Here is a 21,300-nt window from a genome sequence, read left to right on the forward strand (position 1 = left end):
CGACCTAACCACAAAAATTTCTGTGGGCGAGATCTAACAAATTGAAATTTGTTGCAGATGCCTCATAGGAATAGTCCTCACCTGTCAATATTACGGATGATTAACCAACGGTTGTACACATTACAGAATACGACGTAGCAATGTCGGTAAGATCAAACTAGCCCCTACCGCCAGTTTCGCACCTTTTACTGCATTTTGATAAGGCTGTTTTTCCGAGGAGGTGAGAACGGCACCAAGAAATAACCCCATCCCAGCCATTTTTATTAATGTCGAGGGAGCACTAAGCGTCATATACCCACCAGCTGCCGCAACAACCAGTCGCTGAAACTGGGTACATTCAATGGGTAACCCATGGGCTTCACGAACAAATTGCTCACAGTTTTGACTGAATAAGTTATAGCTCCGCCCAAGTTTCGATCTGGCATAACTTACAGCTTGTCGTGGGTTCTCCCCGGCAATATCACTCACCTCAATCCGTCGGCCTTCAGAAAATTCAGGCTCTGTTTCCCGCTCTATTCGCCGCCATTTTTTCGAATTATGAATAACATAGCCATACCCATCAGCGATTCCGTAGTGCCAGTAAGTACTACAGCGAATCCTTAATACCGTACCGGCTGGGAAATTCGTGCTGTGCATAAATACATCTATCCAAGTCGCTATCAGTATCGTAAAGCCTAGCTGTTGCTGCGCAATAATGTGAAATTTGTCTCATTTTGAGTAAGAACAGATTTTATCGGCAAATCTTGCGCATTACCTTTGAAACTTGCTACCAATCCTTTCGAACACTGCTACCATAAAATTAACGTCAAAATAATGACAGAAAACACAATAATTTTTTGACTGACGATACTTTATTATGATCATTAGAATATTATTTTTGTATTTGTTCATGAGTTTCGCAATTGGATGCCAAACAGTTCCGACGGTAGATCAGGCCAATGCAATCCCCCCAACGCCTTCAATCCAGCCTCTGCCTGATGATGCTAATGACCAATGTGAAATCGACAGTCGATTATTTGCAGGCAGCTTCATAGCCACAGGTTCCGCTGTTGAAGCCTCTCACGAACCCGATATATGGGATCTCTTGGCGAGCGAATTTAGCATGACAGTGCCCAATAACCGCACAATCCGTTATTACAAACGCTGGTATGTGAACAACCCCTACCATATTGAGAAGGTTACCGCCCGTGCGGAACCGTTCCTCCACTATATATATCAACAAGTCAGTGCCCGCGACTTACCCATCGAACTGGTACTGCTGCCCTTCGTCGAGAGCAGCTTTGATCAATTTGCCTATTCCCATAAAGGGGCGGCGGGTCTATGGCAATTTACTGAACCAACCGGTAAAACATTCGGCCTAGATATTATCAAAGGCTATGACGGCAGGCGGGATATTGTCTCTTCAACCGACGCCGCGCTAGATTTATTGGAATACCTTTACGATAAGTTCGATGAAAACTGGCTCCACGCCATCGCCGCCTATAATACCGGCGGCGGCCGGGTCAGAACGGCTATCAAGCAGAATAAAAAACAGGGAAAATCTACTGACTTCTGGTCTTTAGAGTTACCCAAAGAAACACGCCATTACGTTCCTAAACTCTTGGCCATGGCAGACTTAGTCAAACACCATGACTACCGCTATGACATTCCCCTGCATCCGATAAAGGCTGAGGCCGTCCTCGATGAAATCACAATCAGTAGAAGGGTAAAACTTGGCACAGTAGCTGCCTACTCAGGCTTATCCAGCAAGGAGCTTTATCATTACAACCCAGGCTTCACAGCGGGATATACCCTGCGAGACAAAGACAATAAAATATTAATGCCCATAAAAAACAAAACCCAGTTTTTTGAACATAAAAATGCACGAACCTATGCTAAACAAACCTATGATGTCTACGACATTAAAGTGGGCGACTCGCTGAATCAACTCGCTTACATCAACAACATTTCAGTCGATTTACTTAAGCAAGTTAATAATCTTAATGGGGCGACTATCTTTGCAGGACAAAAACTACTGATACCAAAGTTATCGCTGAACGAATAACAAATGCCTAACAGCCAACATGCAAGCCATCGCGGCAACTGATACGAGTGTCGCCAGATGGATCCCCTCCGCTAAACCTGAGTAAAAAGCAATATAAAGGCAAAGAATTGAAGCAAGGCTCCGAGTGATAAAACTGCAATTTTCAGATTCATAAAATAATGCCCGAAATATTTATGCGCAGTCAGAATAGGTCATACAAATTGGATAGTATCCACAAATTCATCAAATAGTGCTTTATTCATGAGAAATTTGATCTATGATGAAAAAGTGAAAATAAAATCACAAAGATCTTCAATTTGTCATAAAAGGGTAATATATGCAGCATCAGGAAATGATTAATCCCACTCACACTGGCATTATCACACGCACGATTTTCACAAGTCTTGCCTTTATGGTTATCGGCCTTGTACTTATGTAACCACCGAACGGTAATTAGCAATGAAACTTTTACTATTAAAGCGTTCATTAAAGTAAAAAGGGCATGTTAACAACATGCCCTTTTTACTTTTCGTCACAATCAAATTGTTTCTAAATCAACAGCCATCTTGTCGTCACTATTCGCTTTTTCCGGAAGATAGACAGTAAACACCGACCCTTTCCCTATTTCCGACTCCACTATGATTTCCCCGCCGATACCACTAACAATACCTTGGCTTACGGAAAGCCCGAGCCCGGTTCCACTTCTTCTGGTGGTATAAAATGGATTAAAAATCCGCTCTATATGCTCTTCGCTAATCCCGCAGCCGTGGTCAATGATCTTCACCATCGCCCCGATAGGCTGACCGCTTGCATCCAACCAGTCTTCCGTACAGACATGCAGTACGCCTCGATCATCCATCGCATGAATACCGTTCATCTGTAGGTTCACGAGCACTTGGAGCATTTGATGGCGGTTCACTTCAACACTACAGCGTGCATTAAGCGCAGTATGGATCTCAACATCAAATTTTTTCGTCCCGCTTCTCACCAAGGTTAAGCTTTCTTCGACAATCGGATTCAAATGCTGCCAGGTTACTTCATCTTGCACGCCGCCTTGGCGGCTGTATTGCAATAAACTACGGGTAATATTTCGAATGCGATCTATCTGCTCATGAATGGCTTCTAGCTCTTCACGAACTCGTTCGGTTTCATTCCCCAACTCCAATTGCATCAACTCTACGTTGCCCAAGATAACCGCTGTCGGGTTATTGATTTCATGGGCAATCCCAGCAGTAAGCTCACCTAACGCTGCCAGTTTTTCATTACTGACCAATTTACTTCTGGCTTGGTTCAACAATTTAATGTGCTGCTCTAACTCTTCGGTTTTCTCACTTAAACTTTGGGTACGCCTCTGTACCTTGTCTTCGAGTTGGACCGACGCCTGCTTTATCGCTTCATTACGCTGGTGCAATTGGTCCAGCATGGTATCAAACTGTTTGCCGAGAATTTGTAGCTCATGGCCACGGGTAAGATCCAAACTTCCTATACGGCGATCAAGCCCTAATTGAATAGCCGAAACAACTTGGTGCATCTTTTCGATGGGCCTGAACAAATCTCTGGCACCGCGATATACAACGCCCCCAGAGATCAGTAAGACAATGAGGATCCCGGCTCCTAGCTCAACAATATTCGTCAGGTAAATCTTAATCATCGGCCATTCTAGATATCCGGTATAAAGCATACCGATAATGTTGCCGTTGTAATCTTTCAAGGGCTCATAAGCAGAAACATACCAATCGTCATAGACGAAGGCCCGATCCACCCACATTTCACCCTGCTTGAGTACCGACGCTTTAACGTCATCTGAAACGCGTGTCCCTACCGCTCGCCCGTTTAGTTGGCTACTGTCCAAAGGCACATTAGTACTGACCCGTATATCACTCATAAACAACGTAACGGTGCCAATACTCCCTTCAGGCAAGGTGTCTGAGGCATACACCAAATCACGAATACGATCGACAAGCTGAGTACTGTTATTGAGCAAAATCCCACCATCAACAATCCACTGTAAATCGCCGGTCTGGTTGAAGATCGGAATCAAGCTGCGGCTTATCAAGCCATCGGATACCAAGGTCTTTTCACTCAACAATGGAATTTGAGCCCGAGCAGGGAGATCAGAATGAAGATAATTCAATTCGTGAGCGGCTAATCGCTCGAAAAAGGTTTGCTCCTGGCCCTTTTGCAGTAACTGCCGATTCGCTTTTGGAAACTCCCCTAAGGCTGACGCCGGGTGGATCACCACAAAATCCAGATCGTATTCACCTGCCTGCCGTTTGACCCAGTCAATAAGTTGGCTTGGATCCTTTCTTAGCAAGGTCTGAAATTGGTAGGATCCCGTTAGCGACCCAAGCCGCATTCGCTGCTCTTTTTGCAACAATTCCATACTATGATGCGCAACGGCTAAATCAGCTCGGACATTCATCAGCGCATTTTGCCAAGTGTACATCACCGTCCAGTACATAGTCAGGGCGATCAATGCCAACAAGGTAATGACAATGGGCACAGACGTTAGCAGGAGTAGCCGGTAACGTACCATAGTCCGAAAGCGTCGAACCCAAATCGCAATGCATTGTTTCATCGTTAACCTTATTGTTCTGTTGCGCTCAGGACGTCATCCGTCCATTCCTTGAATTTGCGCTCCAGCGTTTTACGCGCCACACCGAGTTGTCTCGCGGCGGCCGACTTATTGCCAGCATGGGAATCAACGACCTGCATGATATGCGCTTTTTCCACATCTTTCAGAGTCCAATCACTAGGGTAACAATAGGTTGTCTCTCCACTGTCAGTATCATGGCAGCGGCAAGGCTGGTGGTTTTCACTGCCTTTTGTGGCAATTGTATCATCAGGCAGCGGTTCACGTTCAGTGACAGGGTCACTGGAAATATCAGTCCCAGAAGGAGCTTCACCAGCCAACTCGCGCCAATAATCTGCAGGTGGCTTGCCCAGCAGCAAGCAGCGTTCCATCATATTGCGCAGCTCACGTATGTTGCCCGGCCAATCATAGGCTTGCATTGCACTGATATCTTCATGCATCCAGTTCACCGGTTTAGAGCCAAGATCTTTAGCCAACTGCTGGGTGAAGTGGTGCGCAAGCGCAGGAATATCATCTAACCGTTCACGTAACGCGGGTAACTCGATGGTCAGCACATTTAGGCGATAATACAGATCACGGCGGAACCGTCCTTCTGCCACTTCTTCTTTTAAGTTTCGGTTAGTCGCCGCGACAATCCTGACATCGACCTTCACTTCGCGTTCTGCACCTACCGGGCGAATCGCTTTTTGCTCCAAGGCACGCAGCAACGAGGACTGCATCGACAGGGGCATTTCACCGATCTCATCCAGAAACAATGTCCCGTTGTTTGCTACCCGAAATAGCCCTTCACGCCCTTTCTTTGCACCGGTAAACGCGCCCGAGACATGACCAAACAATTCACTTTCGAGCAAATCCGGCGCTATCGCACCACAGTTAAGCGGGACAAAAGGGCCACTGCGATTGCTCAACTGGTGTAGCGCTCGGGCAACGAGTTCCTTGCCCGTCCCCGACTCGCCTTCAACCAGTACGGCAGCTTGTGAAGGCGCAATTTGCCCTATCAGCTTTTTCATTGACAGAGTGCTATGTGCATCACCAATAATATCAACCGGGTAACTTCGCTCCACATCGCGTTGCAAGGCAAAATTCTGCCTTTCGACCAAGCGTCGTTCAATACAGCGCTGTACCGACTGCATCATCTGATCCAAATTGAACGGCTTAAGAATAAAATCTGAAGCGCCAGCCCGTAGTGCCCGAATAGCCGTTTCTAAGTCGGCATAGCCGGTCATAAAAATAACATCACTACGGCGAGTCTGAGGGTCAAAGGCTTCATGCCACTCAATACCTGAGCGGCCCGGTAAATTAATATCCACGATGAGCAGATCAAAATGACAACGTTTACGAAGCGCTTCCGCTTCTTCAATACTTCCTGCAACATCAACCTGAGCAAACTGTTTGCTCAGCGCTTTTTTCAGAATGGCGCGCATCCCTGGCTCATCATCAACAACCAGAACTGAAACCGCAGACCATGACACCGACGCATTATCAGACATAAAAAAGTAAATACATTATGGTTATAGTGGTGAGACATTTTGTCCCAGTATCAATCTCTCTGTCAAAGATGTTTCAAAATGTTTTTTAGATATTATGAGAATTAAATATAATTTTGTTTTAAATCATTATCTTACAATCAAAACTATAGGTATCATACGCAACAAGTTCAAGTTGGCACTTGATTTGCTTAATGATTCGTTCATAGCAATGGGAATATCTCCTTTGGATAGCGCCCCTCACTTGCGTAGAATAAATAACAAATGACGTTCAGTCAGGAATACCTATGAAATTATTAAAAACAACTCTTATTGTGTTGGCCCTTGCTTCTTCAGCTACGATTCAAGCTGCAGAGAATATGACGGTGCGATTGGCGACAACGACCAGTACATATCACTCTGGTCTATTGGATTACCTGCTACCTGAATTCAAAAAAGACACCGGCTACACCGTCGAAGTGCTTGCCGCTGGGACGGGTAAGTCTCTTCGTATGGGTGAAAACGGCGATGTCGACTTGGTAATGACCCACGCCCCTAAAGCAGAGGCTGCGTTCGTTGAGAAAGGCTTCGGTGTGCTGCCGCGTAAATTGATGCACAACGATTTTGTGATTGTTGGCCCTAAATCTGATCCAGCAGACATCACTGATGTCACCGATGTCGCCAAAGCCCTGAAGACCATTGCTAACGACAACGAAACCTTCGTTTCCCGTGGTGACGATTCAGGTACCCACAAAAAAGAACTCAACCTTTGGGCGCAAACTAAGATAGAACCAAACTTCGGTGGCTACAAAGCAGTTGGCCAAGGCATGGGACCGACGCTGAATATGGCATCTGAGTTGCAGGCTTACACCATGACTGACCGTGGTACCTGGCTGGCATACCAAAACAAGCTTGATCTAAAAATCGTGCTGCAAGGTGACGCCCGCCTCTTCAACCCTTATCAAGTCATTCTTGTGAACCCAAGCCGTTACCCTGACATCAACTACCAAGGCGCAAAATCATTCAGCGACTGGTTGGTAAACTCAAAAGCACAAGCCATGATCAACAATTATAAGCGACACGGCGAACAACTCTTCGTCGCGGATGCTATTGCGCAATAAATGGATATCTGGCAAACCACACACCAAGCGATCCAACTCCTTATGGGCGGTGATCCCGCTCTATGGGGTATCGTTGGTGTTTCATTCTCGGTATCACTGCTGGCAATTGGCATTGTGCTATTGCCAGCACTGCTGATCAGCTTTGCCCTCGCCTACGGTCGATTCCCTGGGCGTTGGCTAATTCTGTCATTGTTCAATACCTGCCAATCAATCCCGACGGTGGTGATCGGCTTGTTGCTGTATATGCTACTTTCACGGTCTGGGCCGCTTGGCGATTGGAAAATGCTGTTCACCCAACAAGCTATGATTTTGGGCCAAATGCTAATTTGTTTACCGATACTCGTGTCTATGATGCATGCCGCTTTTCAAAATAGTGATAAACGGGCTTGGGAAACAGCCCTGACTTTAGGAGCCAGCTTACCAAGGGCCTTCATGAGCCTGATGTGGGAAAGCCGCTTCCCTCTTCTTGCCGCGATCATTGCCGCATTTAGTCGGGTGATCACAGAAGTTGGCTGCTCCATGATGGTTGGTGGTAATATCCTCAACTCAACACGGAATATTCCAACCGCCATTGCATTAGAAAGCTCCAAAGGGGCGTTTGCACAAGGTGTTGCCTTAGGAATGGTGCTACTGATTTTGGCATTAGGGCTAAACTTCTTCCTATCTGTTGCGCGTGGCAAAGCCCACCTGCGTACGAACTAAGCCGGAGAATTTGATGACACAACTCTCTATCGAGGCCACAGACCTATCGGTTAGGTTCAAAGACAGGCTCTTATTTCATATCCCTAACCTTGTTCTCGGACCAAGAGATGCTGTTTATCTAAGTGGCGATAATGGTGTAGGAAAAACAACGTTGCTAAAGATCCTTAGTGGATTACAACGTCCGACAACAGGCTCTATCAACATCAATAAGCCGTCTATCTTACGACGTTTATTTTGCGCCCAATCCAACAACGGGGTGATATATATGCACCAAACCCCTTATATGTTCGACGGTACCGTGCTGGATAATGTCTGTTATGGTCTTAAATTCACCGTTCGAGAACGTCGTAGCCGACGAACAGAGGCGATCAATGCCCTTCGTATGGTAGGCTTGGAAACATTGGCCGATGAACATATTTCTGTACTTTCCGGTGGAGAACGGCAACGAGTCGCTATGGCCCGAGCATGGGTCATTAAGCCTGCGGTGCTGTTGATGGATGAATCCAGTGCCAGTCTTGACCAAGAGTCGACCGAACGCTTGGTTATCCTGTGCAAAGATCTGCTCTCTCGCGGTTCCAGCTTAGTGATCACCAGCCACCAAAAGAATGCGCTAACAGAGTTATGCCGTCGCCAATGGACAATTTCAGACTCTCAACTCATTGAACGTGCTGATCTTCAGCTCGTTGACGAGGACAATAACAAATATGCCTACGCCGGATAACACAAGCTGGGTCATTTTGGCTGGCGGTCAAGCCAGCCGAATGGGTGGAAATGACAAAGGACTCGTCACGCTTGCTGGGCGAGCAATGATCGAACATGTCATCGACATCCTTGGTACACAAACCGCTTCTATCACCATTAACGCTAACCGAAATCAAGATACCTATCGTCAATACGGTACAGTATTTGGTGATCACATTAAGAACTATCCAGGCCCACTGGGCGGTATGCATGCCGCCTTACATCATCTTGATACGGAATGGGTTGGCTTTGTACCTTGTGACTGCCCCGCTCTACCTGCCGATCTCGTCACCAGAATGAGCAACGCCTGCGATAGCAATACTGATATTGCTGTCGCCCATGACGGCGAACATATTCAACCGGTCGTTACACTGGTTAACCGCCGCGTTTTGCCCAAACTTGAGCAGTTTTTGGAAAATGGCGACCGGAAAATCATTTTGCTCTATCGCCAGTGCAATATGATCACCGTTGATTTCAGTGATCAACCCAATGCCTTTGTGAACCTCAACACGCCTGAAGAACTGGAACAATTCGGACAAGCATTATGAACCCAATTCAATCTACCCTGCCGATACTTGGCTTTGCCGCATGGAGCGGAACAGGTAAAACGACACTGCTAGAAGCGATGCTGCCAAAATTAGTTGAACATGGTATTCGAGTCGCAGTGATCAAACACGCCCACCATAACTTTGACATCGATAAAGAAGGCAAGGACTCATACCGCCTCCGTAAGGCCGGTGCCGCACAAATGCTAATATCATCCCGATACCGTCGAGCGATGGTAACCGAGACCCCGGACGAAGAAGCTAGCCTGCCACAATTAATCGCTCAGCTTGATCTTAACGCGCTAGATCTGATCCTCATTGAAGGTTTCAAAAAACTGAGCTTTCCAAAGATAGAACTACACCGTGAAGAAATCGGCAAGCCTTGGCTATTTCCCGAAGACAAAAACATAATCGCGATTGCTTCTGACGTGCCGGCCGAGGCTGATCTACCCCAATTGGATATCAATGATCTCAGCAAGCTGACACAGTTTGTTGCCGATTATGCCCAACAGCACTCTGGCCAATCATTGCAGTGCAGCGACCTCGACCCGTCGGGTATGTTATCAGTGGCCGAGGGCCGTGATAGGATCTTGACCCAGATTGTCGCACCTTCCGCTGAAACAACCGTTGCACTTAAAGATGCTTTGGGACAAATTGTCGCAAATGATATTTTATCACCGGTAAATGTGCCCCAGCACACCAATTCCGCAATGGATGGCTACGCCATTCGTAGCGATGATTTAAACCGAGACAGTTACCAAGTCGTCGCGCAGGTGATGGCAGGCCATAGCTACGACCAGCCACTGGTCTCCGGTGAGGCCGTTCGCATCATGACAGGGGCGCCGGTACCGCAAAATGCCGACACCGTCATCATGCGTGAGCAAGCGACCCAGAGTGGTGACAGCGTCACCTTCGATTTAAGCATGGGGGCAATAAAACCAGGCCAAAATGTCCGCCAAGCCGGTGAAGATCTGGCAATCGGCCAAGCGGCTGTTCGTGCTGGAACACAAATCACGGCACCTGAACTGGGTATGATCGCTTCGCTGGGGTTAGACTCTGTGACTATCCGCCCTCAAGTTAAAGTGGCGATATTTTCAACCGGTGACGAAGTACAACACCCAGGTGAAATGCAGAAACCGAACTGTATCTACGATTCAAACCGCTACACTCTGCATGCCATGCTGAGCAAAATCGGCTGTGACGTGATTGATCTGGGTATCATCGAAGACAGTGAACAAGCACTGGAAGCAACGCTGACATCAGCTAGCCAGCAAGCAGATCTTATCCTCTCTTCAGGGGGTGTTTCGGTAGGCGATGCCGATTACATCAAAACGGTTCTCGACAAATTGGGGCAAATCAATTTCTGGCGTATCAATATGAGGCCAGGACGCCCACTCGCTTTTGGCCATATTGATACAACCCCTTTCTTTGGCCTGCCGGGTAACCCTGTCGCGGTTATGGTCGTATTTATGCAGTTCGTTGAGCCCGCCATTCGCAAGCTTCAAGGCATACCTGAATGGCAGGCTCCATACTTTAATGCTGTTGCCGAAGAGAAGCTACGCTCTCGCCCTGGCCGCACAGAATACAGCCGTGGTGTGTTTGGTATCGACGCCAACGGTCGCCTGACAGTAAGAAGTGCCGGCAAGCAAGGTTCAGGGATCTTGCGTTCAATGAGCGAAGCCAACTGCTTGATTGAGATCTTACCCGAGCAACCGGGTGTGGAGATTGGTGAAAAAGTACGCGTAATTCCGCTGGAAAACCGTATATAAACGGTCGAAGGGATGGTCTCTGCCCTGTTCAAACACAGTAGCAGAGACTTCCAACCTGAGAGATTTACTGCATTATTATGAGCACTCAGCAAACGGCGTGTAAGCCACCGTTTACTGAGTGCTTATTTTTTGCAGCTTCCGTGCTACTTTATTTTTCCTGAGCTTCTACACGTCTAGAAGTTGGTTTATTGTGCTACGTTTGTACATAGCCTCTTTGAATTGCTCAGATAAAGTAACCTAGCCATTGTTCGTCAATTACTGACAACCTGTCTGTATACCTGCTATCAAAGCCAGTCCAGCGACTAAACTGAACCTTCGCTTGTCAAGTTGGTATTAAACGACTTTCTATCATTATTGATAAGTGTTTGTATGTTATTGTCATTTATGTCGTTTTCGGCAATAGTACAAAATTATGTATTAAGTTGCACTAAAAAATTATTCTCACGCTATACTAGCAACCATAAGTGTGACATATATAATCGATCTTAGTGATTTGGAATAGCAATTGACCTATTACTAAGTTGAATTTGAGTCACTATCACCAAATTTTTTCATGTACTTCCTAGCATTTTTCACTGGCTAGACCATTTAACATGAAGATATCGGGTAGAATAGTTGACAGTTTAATTAATCCACTATCAGTACGTTAGGCATGTTTCTAGATTCATATTACTTAGAAGAGAATGGTGTATTCAGCTTTACCCGTGAGCAAGCGAGTCACTTTGCAAAAAAAATCGCTGGCGATTTCAATCCCATTCATGATGAAGATAACAAACGCTTCTGCGTCCCTGGTGATCTTTTGTTTTCTGTTGTGCTTTCCCGTGCTGGCATCAGCAAGAAGATGCGATTTGAATTTGCAGGCATGATCAACGATGGTGTCGGATTGAAAGCGCACCACAGTTGCTTCAATGATTTTGCGATTGTAGACGACGCAGGTAAAGAATACCTTCATGTTACCCGTGAAGGTGATATCAACACCGATAAAACCCTTATTGAACAAGTCACTAAAAACTATGTTCAATTCTCGGGAATGAACTTCCCACACATCATGGTGCCTTTGATGAAGTCGAAAGACATCATGATCAACACCGTACGCCCACTGGTTATCTACGAAAGCATGGAGCTTAATTTTGATCGTTTAGATCTCACCGCTCCTACCGTTGAGCTCGCAGAGTCTCAAATCGAAGTTGAAGGCAAGCGCGGTAGCGTGACACTGAACTTCCACTTCAAGGAAAATGGTGAAGTCGTTGGTACCGGTCGCAAGCGTATGCTGATGAGTGGCTTGAAGCCCTACAGCCAAGAAGCTATTGATGACTTGGTTGAACGCTTCAATGCACGCAAAACCCTGTTTTCTTCAGCAGCAGCATAAATCGTTTACTTAACAACAAATACTTTTAAAAAGCCGTCTTGATGACGGCTTTTTCTTTATATGTCCACCAGCACGAATTCCCATTCAATACCGTTATAGCCCCCTATACTTAATGTTGTCATATTGTAATGACAACTCAATCCATGATGATAATTTCAAATAAGACGGAGAATTAATCATGGTTAATCTCTTAAAATCGACTCTTTGTGTATCTGCAATTCTTTCAACCAGCCTGTTTACCTTTTCTTCCCTTGCCGAAGACAGCAAGATGACGGAAGATTTAATGACAGAAAAAATAGGCCGAGCTAAATCTGCCGCCCCAGCCTCTATCAGTGACGATGCAACAATTGTTATAGATGGTAAGGTTGTTGTTGAAGGCTCAAACGGTTGGACATGTATGCCTGATACTTTCCCTGGTGACGGTATGCCTATGTGCAACGATGCGGTTTGGATGGAAATGCTAACCGCAATGGTAAACAAGAAAGATTTTACAGCAACAAAAATTGGTATTTCGTACATGTTGCAAGGTGACCGCGGTGCCGGCGTTAGCAACTCAGATCCTTATCACGCCGATCCTAAATCCGCTGATGATTACGTTGAGACAGGGCCGCACCTAATGATCATTGTACCGAAAGCCATGCTCGACGGGCTTACCGACGATCCTTCTACCGGTGGGCCTTACGTCATGTGGAAAGACACACCTTACGTACACATTATGGTACCTGTTGCCGACAAGTAACTTAATGAACGTTAGATGCCATAATAACCAACCCGGTGGACAATAAGCCCAGCTATCAATAGCTGGGTTTTCTTTCGGTGGTGCGTAATGTCACCCGAACAGCAAGCAATGGCAATCGCCACCTGAGTCCTTGCCAACGAATTTTAGAGAATTCGTGCAAAGATAAGACACTACGCCAGCCTAAACCCGAATAAGCTATTCATTACTCTTGATGATGACTACATGACTTAATCACGCTTTAAGTTTGTAGCTCTAAGGTAGGTTGGCGTAATGTTCAGTGTTAAGCAGCAACTATTACAACCCTTTTTTTTGTTTTTAGCCCTGCTGAGCTTGGTATTTATACAGGGTTGTGAAGAAAAGCCGACTGCACCGCCACAAACGCCGCAATACGATATCGGATACGTCACGGTAGCAACGAAGACGGTTGAACTGCGTGATGAAATGCCAGGACGAACAATTGCCTCCTATCAGGCCGAGGTCCGCCCGCAGGTGGGGGGTATTATCCTCAGGCAGCTGTTTGAGGAAGGGACGATGGTGCAGAAAGGTCAGCCTCTTTATCAAATTGACCCGGCGCCGTTCCAACTCTTATTAGATCAAGCCCGTTCTGATTTAAATAAGGCGTCAGCGAATCTTGCTACAGCAAGGAACCGAGCAGACCGCTATCGCCGTCTGGTGAGGGAAAAAGCAGTCTCGAGACAAGATTACGACGATGCTGTTGCCACCTACCAAGAAGCGCAATCGAATGTCGCCAGTGCGAAGGCCAGTGTCGAAAACGCCAAAATCAACCTTAACTATACCAAAGTGAACACGCCGATTGATGGTCGTGCTGGTCGCTCTTCAGTTACAGCGGGGGCTTTGGTCACCGCAAATCAATCGGCACCTCTGGTCACCGTACAAACCTACAACCCGATGCATGTCGATCTTACCGCATCGAGCACTGAACTATTGCAGTTTAGGCGCGAATTGGCGCAAGGTGCCTTCAAGCGAACAGAGACCGAGCTTGGCGATATACAGCTCTCCCTCGAGGACGGCACAATATACGATCAATTGGGCACCGTCTTGTTTTCTGATATCAATATTGATGAAACAACAGGCTCTTTCGTTCTCAGAGTATCATTCCCCAATCCACAGCAAATACTTCTCCCCGGCATGTTTGTCAGGGCATCACTGCCTCGGGGAATTGTCGACAACGCCATTTTGATCCCTGCGAAAGCCTTAACCCGAACCCCAAAAGGCGATGCACAGGTGAGTATTATTGGCCAAGACAATAAAGTGGAAGTTCGCACCGTCAAAACTGAACGGCTTATAAATAATCAATGGTTGATCACTCAAGGGTTAAATGTTGGCGAGAAAGTCATCGTCGATGGCTTGCAGTTTGTCCGCTCCGGAGCACCTGTTAGTAAATCTCATGAAGTAAGCACCTCCAAAGTAAATAATCCATCGAAATAGATAGGACGGGGTCATGGCACATTTTTTTATACAGCGACCTGTTTTCGCGTGGGTGCTTGCAATTATGGTCATGCTGGCAGGCATTATCTCGATTATCTTGTTACCCATAGCCCAATACCCAACCATAGCGCCACCGGCGATTCAAATCTCGGCGACTTACCCTGGTGCATCGGCAAAAACAGCTGAAGATTCAGTAACTCAGGTGATCGAGCAGCAGATGAATGGTCTCGATAATCTGCTTTACATGTCATCGACATCCGATTCATTCGGTAATATCACCACCACGCTGACTTTCGATGCCGGTACCGACCCTGATATTGCACAGGTACAGGTGCAGAATAAACTTTCAGCCGCAACGCCGTTACTACCGCTTGAGGTACAAAACCAAGGGGTGAAGGTAGAAAAAGCAAGTAGCTCTATATTAATGGTGATCGGTTTTGTATCTGATGATCCCTCTTTAACCAATGAAGATATTTCAGATTACATCTCCAGTAATGTATTAGATCCCCTCAGCCGAGTAGACGGCGTGGGACAAACTCAGTTATTCGGGGCCGAATATGCGATGCGGATATGGCTCAACCCCTATCACCTTGAAAATTACGATCTAATGCCATCCGATATCGTGGCTGCAATTCAAGAACAAAATGCCCAAGTCTCGGCCGGCCAGCTCGGTGCAGCCCCCGCGGTTCCGGGCCAACAACTCAATGCCACTATTACGGCCCAGTCTAGATTGCAAACGGTCGCGCAATTTGAAAACATCTTGCTCAAGGTCAACCCTGATGGCTCTCAGGTTTTGATGGAAGATGTTGCCAAAGTCCAGCTGGGCTCTGCGTCATACCAAACCGTCTCGAATTACAACAAACAGCCAGCAACGGGGATCTCTATTGCCCTAGCGACCGGTAAAAACGCTTTGGAGACCGCCAAGGCCGTTAGGACAAAACTTGATGAGCTTGTCCCCTTCTTTCCCGAAGGCATTACCGTTGTCTACCCCTACGACACCACACCCTTTATTGAAATATCGATTGAAGAAGTGGTTAAAACCCTACTCGAAGCCATCTTCCTCGTTTTCTTGGTTATGCTGTTGTTCCTACAGAGTTTCAGGGCAACCCTGATCCCAACGATTGCAGTGCCGGTGGTCGTACTGGGTACCTTTGCCGTGTTGCTGACGTTAGGCTATTCGATTAACACATTAACCATGTTCGCGCTGGTGTTGGCGATTGGCCTGTTGGTCGATGATGCCATCGTGGTAGTGGAAAACGTTGAGCGGATCATGGAAGAAGAAGGGCTAGGTGCGAGGGAAGCGACTGAGAAATCAATGACCCAAATTACCAGTGCCCTGGTCGGTATTGGTATGGTCCTTTGCGCCGTCTTTATCCCCATGGCCTTCTTTGCTGGTTCGACTGGGGCTATCTACCGCCAGTTTTCCATCACCATCGTCACCGCCGTTGCCTTATCCGTTATGGTTGCTATTATCCTGACCCCAACCTTGTGTATTGGCTTGCTCAAAACAACCGATGGACACAAGACCACCGGGTTTGCCGGATGGTTTAACCGCAACTTCACTAAGGCAACAGACAAATACACTGCCGCAGTGACGTTTATCACCCACCGCAGTGCCCGCTTTCTGTTGATTTACCTAGGAGTAAGCGTTGTGATGGCTTTACTGTTCTTGCGTTTGCCCAGTAGCTTCCTTCCCGATGAAGACCAAGGCATCATGATGAGTATGGTGCAGCTTCCCAGTGGTTCAACCCAAGAACAAACATTAAAGATCCTCAGTAAGGTTGAAGATCACTTCCTCGACGCAGAAAAGGAAAATGTAAAATCCGTTTTCTCTGTTTCTGGCTTTAGCTTCGCCGGTTCCGGTGCCAACACGGGAATGATGTTCATTGCACTCAATGACTGGGATGAGCGCACCGCAGCCAGTGACAAGGTCAATGCCATTGTCAGGCGAGCGATGGCGGCCTTCACCGAAATACCACAAGCGCTGATTTTTGCCTTTGCCCCTCCAGCTATTATGGAACTCGGTAACGCCACCGGTTTTGATATGTTCTTGCAAGATCGCTCGGGGCTGGGCCATGAAAAAATGACCGAGGCGAGAAATCAGTTATTAGGCATGGCGGCGCAAAGCCCCAACTTGCTTCAAGTCAGGCCAAACGGACTCAATGATACACCGCAGTACCATATCCAAATTGACCAACTCAAAGCCCGGGCACTTGGGGTATCCATTAACGACATAAACAGCACACTCGGTACTGCGTTAGGCAGTAACTACGTCAACGATTTCGTCGATCGTGGCAGGATCAAGCAGGTCTATGTACAAGCTGATATGCCTTACCGCATGAACCCTGAAGATATCATGGAATGGAAAGTCAGGAACCAATCTGGCGAAATGGTGGCGATGCGGGTGTTCAGTAAAGGGGAATGGACCTATGGTTCCCCTCGCCTCGAACGCTACAACGGCACATCAGCCATGGAGATTTTAGGCGAACCGGCTGCCGGTGTCAGTACCGGTGAAGCAATGCTCGAAATGGAGCAAATTGTTAGCCAGTTGCCACAAGGCGTCGGGCTTGAATGGACCGGTATGTCATACCAAGAGCGTATTTCCAGTGGTCAGGCACCTCTACTCTATGCACTGTCGATACTTATCGTTTTCCTCTGTCTTGCCGCACTCTATGAGAGCTGGGCGGTACCATTTTCAGTCATTCTCATTATCCCACTTGGAGTATTGGGTGCCGTATCAGCGACCTTGCTTTTCGGGCTCGATAATGATGTTTACTTTCAAGTTGGTTTGCTGACAACCATTGGCCTTGGATCAAAGAACGCCATCATGATTGTTGAATTTGCCAAGGCCTATCATGACTCTGGTGAAGACATGTTCAAAGCGGCCATACATGCCGCCAAGATCCGCCTGCGACCGATACTCATGACCTCGCTGGCATTTGGAATGGGGGTGGCACCCTTGGCTATTTCCAGTGGGGCCGGTTCAGGTGCTCAGAATGCGGTAGGTACAGGTGTTGTTGGTGGTGTTATCACCGCGACCTTCCTCGGGATCTTCTTCGTGCCATTGTTTTTTGTCGTCGTAACAAGAGTATTCCACGGACCAGACACATCCCCTACACCAGCAGAGGAGACCCCGCATGACTAAACCAACGTCGCTGGTTTTCTGCTTTGGTCTGGCCACTAGTCTCGCTGGCTGTATTAACTTTATCCCGGCTTATCACCAACCAACAGCGCCAGTCGAAACTAAATGGCCTGTGGATGAGAGTGCCAATAGCTTTTCTATCTACACCGGCAGTAATGTCCCGGGTACCTCTAAGACACAGTCGCCGTCTCCGGCTGCGAGCAACCGGGTTTCCCCTAATGAAGACTGGCGGGCATTTATTCAGAGCAACAAACTGACTCAAGTTATAGAACTTGCCCTTCGCAACAACCGCGATGTGCGCATTGCGATTCTAAATATCCAGCGCGCAGAGGCTCAATACGGTATCCAACGAGCAAGCCGATTACCCAATATTGATCTTGGCGTAACCGGTGCCAACCAGCGCTTGTCGGAAAACGTCAATAATGGCAACTCAACCATTAGCCGCCAGTACAGTGTTGATCTTGGCGTCAGTAATTATGAAATTGATTTTTGGGGCCGAATTCAAAGCCTAGAGCAGCAAGCGCTGGAGCAATATCTATCGACTATCGAAGCTCGTAAAAACACCCAACTCAGTTTGATCAGTAGTGTGATTGAGTCATACCTCACCTTAATTGCCGACCAACGCCTGCTACGCTTAGCGGAAGAGACCCTCGCGATACAACGAGATTCTCTTGCCCTGACAGTGAAAAGCTTTAATAGTGGTGTCGCAACCGGTTTAGATGTTGCCCGAGCCAAGACGACGGTTGCTACCGCACTCAAAGATGTCGCGGTATTTACCAGCCAAGTGGATGTGGACATCAATGCGCTGAATACCTTGGTGGGTAAAGCCGTCCCCATATACCTTCTTCCCCAGTTAGCGGATAACATCGGGTTTGCCCCTATCCATGTCGGTGTCCCTTCAGATGTACTGCTGCGCCGGCCAGACATTTTATCTGCCGAACACCAACTTCGCTCCACCAACGCGAACATTGGCGCAGCACGTGCAGCGTACTTCCCGACCATCTCTTTGACGACTACAGGTGGGCTGCTCAGTACTTCTGCCGATGACCTATTCTCTGGCGATAGCCGAAGTTGGGTATTCACGCCAAACCTTGTTTTACCCATTTTCAATTGGGGTGAGCTGGACAGCCAACTAGATGTGTCTATTGCTGATCAGCAAATTGCGTTGAATCAGTACGAACTCGCTATCCAAACCGCCTTCCGAGAAGTGGCCGATGCTCTAGCTAACCAAGCGACGTTGAATGATCAGGTCTCAGCCCAGCAAATGCTGGTTGATGCCACCAGTGAGAGCTTCCGCTTATCTAACCTGCGTTTTGACGAAGGGGTTGATGACTACTTCACGGTGCTAGATTCACAGCGAGAGTACTATACCGCTCAGCAAGAACTCATAAACACTAAGCTAACCGAAGCGCTTAACTTGGTGACGTTATACAAAGTTCTCGGAGGGGGATGGGTAGAAAGTGATGTGCCAATGCCTGATTCATTGCCTTCGACAGGGGCGTTGTACGACAGTCAGTAATTCAAAAGAGACTGTCTCTTGAGCGTATTTCCGTGAATAACAAAAAGGGCTACTGATGTAGCCCTTGTTAATTAGTATTTATGTTGCTCTATTCAGACGTTGGTTCTTAAAGAAAGCCTTAAAGAGAATCGTCATATAGTTCAATCTGCGGTACGCGGACTTGAAGCAACCAGTATTTCGGAATGGCCGACAGACAAAAAAGCAATATACACCCGCCAACTTGTATAAATATCATACACTTACACAATGATAGTAAAGTCATCAACAAACCACCTGATATAAATCACGCTATTATTAATTACATTTTATTGTGATGTGTTTTCGGGAAATATTTAATGATTATATCGTTAAATGTTTAATTGGAATGAATTGCATTTTTATAAAATTGCGATCGTCTACATAGTTATTCATGAAAATTTTTAAGCATCAATTTTCATGAATACCGTTTTTAACGGTTACCGCATTGAAATCTGCTAACTTGTAAACAAAAAAAAGCGCAAGCCAATAATGTTGGCTTGCGCTTCAATGCTATCTAGTGCTGTCGTTACGACTGGCTAGCGACTTCAGCTTGCTCCCAGCCTTGCTGTGCTTGAGCTTCGGCTTTCTTACCCTGCATGCGCAGAACAGCAAGAGGGCCAGTAACCAAGGTTACCGCTACCAGCATAGACACAGGAACCGCCGTGATCACAATGAACGACTGTAACGCGTTCAAACCACCGTCACCAGCTAGCAGCAATACGCCAGCAATAACACCCATCGCCAACGCCCAGAACAAACGCTGTGATTTAGACGGCTGATTGTCACCAGATACAACAAGTGCAATCGAATAAGCCATTGAGTCACCCGTTGTAACAACGAACGTCGTTGTCAACACCAAGAAGGCAGGGATCAATAGATCATTGAACGGTAGTTGTGCCAATGATGCAAGTAGCACCGCAGGCAGACCAGAATCCGCTAGCGGACCTGAAATACTTCCTGGCATCTGAAGTTCAAAGAAGATACCTGTACCACCTAGTACGGTGAACCAGAAGTTAGTCACGATAGGTGCAGCCACAGCAATGGTCAGAATCAATTCACGGATACTGCGGCCTTCAGAGATGCGAGCAATGAAAATCGCCATCATAGGTGCAAAACCGATAAACCAGCCCCAGAAGAACCACGTCCACCATTGGCTCCAAGCAGGGCTATTCGCATTAACACTCATTTCAGGCAAGTGCTGAATATAAGAGGCGAATGCCAGGCCAAAGTGCTCAAAGATAAATTGAGTTGGACCAAACACCAACATCACCATCAGTAGAGCAAAAGCACCCACAATGTTAAAGCGGCTTAGCCATTGAAGACCTTTGTCCATACCCGTAAAAGCAGATAGCGAGTAAATCGCAACAACCACTGCCAATATCACCATCTGGCTGGAAGAGTTGTTTTCAATACCAGCAACAACTTCTAGGCTATAACCTAACTGAGAAGCCAAGAAGCCAATTGGACCGATCGTACCTGCCGCAACCGCAATGATTGAGCAAGCATCAATCACAGAACCCAGCCAATGGTTTTCTAGCTTGTTGCCAACGATTGGATAAAGCAAAGCTCGAGGACGTAATTTTACCCCACCTTGGTGGTGCGCATACATCAACACAATCGTCGCTAGTGTGCCTAGGGCAGCCCATGCCAAAAAGCCCCAATGCATAAAGCTTTGGCTTAGAGCGGGTACGGCAGCTGCAGCAGACTGTGCTTCGACACCCTCGAAGCTCGGCGGCATCGTCATAAAGTGATAAATAGGCTCTGCAGCAGACCAGAATACACCGCCACCAGCGAGCAGAGTACACATAATCATTGCCAACCAGCGGAATGTACCAATTGTTGGCTTACTGTTCACGGCACCTAGGCGCTGTTTACCATATGGGCTTACCGCAATCACTAAGGCGATCACGAGGTTAATCACCATTAGCCACTGCCAAAATTGGCCAAATGCAGCTGTCGAATAGGAGAAGGCGGTATCAATAACCTGACTAACAAATGTCAAATCATAGAGGGATAAGAGGAGGAACAGTCCTAGGAAACCAATAGTTAGAACTGAAACTGTTTTGTCGCTACCTTTTAGGGTATTGCTTAGCATAATTATCTC

15 protein-coding genes are annotated in these 21,300 nt (G+C 47.0%); 11 read left to right on the plus strand and 4 right to left on the minus strand.

The genetic code is table 11. The features are described 5' to 3' along the window. Positions 1 to 120: 120 nt before the first annotated feature. Positions 121 to 636, minus strand: a complete 516-nt coding sequence (locus tag C9I99_RS06475; protein ID WP_107348059.1) for a lecithin retinol acyltransferase family protein — start codon at positions 634 to 636, stop codon at positions 121 to 123. A gap of 253 nt (positions 637 to 889) precedes the next feature. Between C9I99_RS06475 and C9I99_RS06480 the strand changes: the two genes are divergently transcribed. Then, positions 890 to 2,044 carry a transglycosylase SLT domain-containing protein gene (locus C9I99_RS06480; protein ID WP_166645367.1) on the plus strand — a complete coding sequence of 385 codons (1,155 nt, stop codon included), beginning with the start codon at positions 890 to 892 and terminating at the stop codon, positions 2,042 to 2,044. A 517-nt stretch (positions 2,045 to 2,561) separates the two neighbouring features. Here C9I99_RS06480 and C9I99_RS06485 read toward each other — a convergent pair. Together C9I99_RS06485 and C9I99_RS06490 are read right to left on the minus strand one after the other, a co-directional pair. Continuing rightward, positions 2,562 to 4,601: a sensor histidine kinase gene (locus C9I99_RS06485; RefSeq protein ID WP_243734336.1), complete on the minus strand. Its 2,040-nt coding sequence runs from the start codon at positions 4,599 to 4,601 to the stop codon at positions 2,562 to 2,564. Positions 4,602 to 4,609: 8 nt separating this feature from the next. After that, the gene (locus tag C9I99_RS06490; protein ID WP_107348061.1) at positions 4,610 to 6,106 is read right to left on the minus strand and encodes a sigma-54-dependent transcriptional regulator; all 1,497 of its coding nucleotides are present in this window, start codon (positions 6,104 to 6,106) and stop codon (positions 4,610 to 4,612) included. Between the two features lie 284 nt (positions 6,107 to 6,390). On the opposite strand from C9I99_RS06490, the gene C9I99_RS06495 reads away from it, so the two are divergent. The 10 genes from C9I99_RS06495 to C9I99_RS06540 all read left to right on the plus strand — a co-directional run bounded on the left by C9I99_RS06495 (position 6,391) and on the right by C9I99_RS06540 (position 19,178). Then, positions 6,391 to 7,203 carry an ABC transporter substrate-binding protein gene (locus C9I99_RS06495; protein ID WP_107348062.1) on the plus strand — a complete coding sequence of 271 codons (813 nt, stop codon included), beginning with the start codon at positions 6,391 to 6,393 and terminating at the stop codon, positions 7,201 to 7,203. Then, a complete protein-coding gene (locus C9I99_RS06500; RefSeq protein ID WP_107348063.1) occupies positions 7,204 to 7,905 on the plus strand; it encodes an ABC transporter permease in 702 nt (233 codons plus the stop codon). Positions 7,906 to 7,918: 13 nt separating this feature from the next. Beyond that, positions 7,919 to 8,626, plus strand: a complete 708-nt coding sequence (locus tag C9I99_RS06505; protein ID WP_107348064.1) for an energy-coupling factor ABC transporter ATP-binding protein — start codon at positions 7,919 to 7,921, stop codon at positions 8,624 to 8,626. Continuing rightward, entirely contained in the window at positions 8,610 to 9,194 is a 585-nt protein-coding gene (gene mobA / locus C9I99_RS06510; RefSeq protein WP_107348065.1) for a molybdenum cofactor guanylyltransferase MobA, read from the plus strand. Before C9I99_RS06505 ends, mobA begins: the two co-directional genes overlap by 17 nt. After that, positions 9,191 to 10,960, plus strand: coding sequence for a bifunctional molybdopterin-guanine dinucleotide biosynthesis adaptor protein MobB/molybdopterin molybdotransferase MoeA (locus C9I99_RS06515; RefSeq protein ID WP_107348066.1), 1,770 nt, complete (start codon positions 9,191 to 9,193; stop codon positions 10,958 to 10,960). Before mobA ends, C9I99_RS06515 begins: the two co-directional genes overlap by 4 nt. A 652-nt stretch (positions 10,961 to 11,612) precedes the next feature. Beyond that, complete coding sequence (locus C9I99_RS06520; protein ID WP_107348067.1) at positions 11,613 to 12,329, plus strand: DUF3581 domain-containing protein; 717 nt, start codon at positions 11,613 to 11,615, stop codon at positions 12,327 to 12,329. 178 nt (positions 12,330 to 12,507) lie between these two features. After that, positions 12,508 to 13,068, plus strand: a complete 561-nt coding sequence (locus C9I99_RS06525) for a hypothetical protein (protein WP_107348068.1) — start codon at positions 12,508 to 12,510, stop codon at positions 13,066 to 13,068. 270 nt (positions 13,069 to 13,338) lie between these two features. Beyond that, complete coding sequence (locus tag C9I99_RS06530) at positions 13,339 to 14,517, plus strand: efflux RND transporter periplasmic adaptor subunit (RefSeq protein WP_107348069.1); 1,179 nt, start codon at positions 13,339 to 13,341, stop codon at positions 14,515 to 14,517. 13 nt (positions 14,518 to 14,530) lie between these two features. Next, positions 14,531 to 17,662: an efflux RND transporter permease subunit gene (locus C9I99_RS06535; RefSeq protein WP_107348070.1), complete on the plus strand. Its 3,132-nt coding sequence runs from the start codon at positions 14,531 to 14,533 to the stop codon at positions 17,660 to 17,662. Continuing rightward, positions 17,655 to 19,178 carry an efflux transporter outer membrane subunit gene (locus C9I99_RS06540; protein ID WP_107348071.1) on the plus strand — a complete coding sequence of 508 codons (1,524 nt, stop codon included), beginning with the start codon at positions 17,655 to 17,657 and terminating at the stop codon, positions 19,176 to 19,178. The genes C9I99_RS06535 and C9I99_RS06540 overlap by 8 nt, the downstream gene beginning before the upstream one ends. A 544-nt stretch (positions 19,179 to 19,722) precedes the next feature. On the opposite strand, the gene C9I99_RS06545 is transcribed toward C9I99_RS06540, so the two are convergent. Continuing rightward, complete coding sequence (locus C9I99_RS06545; protein ID WP_107348072.1) at positions 19,723 to 21,291, minus strand: BCCT family transporter; 1,569 nt, start codon at positions 21,289 to 21,291, stop codon at positions 19,723 to 19,725. Positions 21,292 to 21,300: the final 9 nt, after the last annotated feature.

The sequence above is a fragment of the Photobacterium lutimaris genome (assembly GCF_003025555.1).
Classification (GTDB): Bacteria; Pseudomonadota; Gammaproteobacteria; order Enterobacterales; family Vibrionaceae; genus Photobacterium; species Photobacterium lutimaris.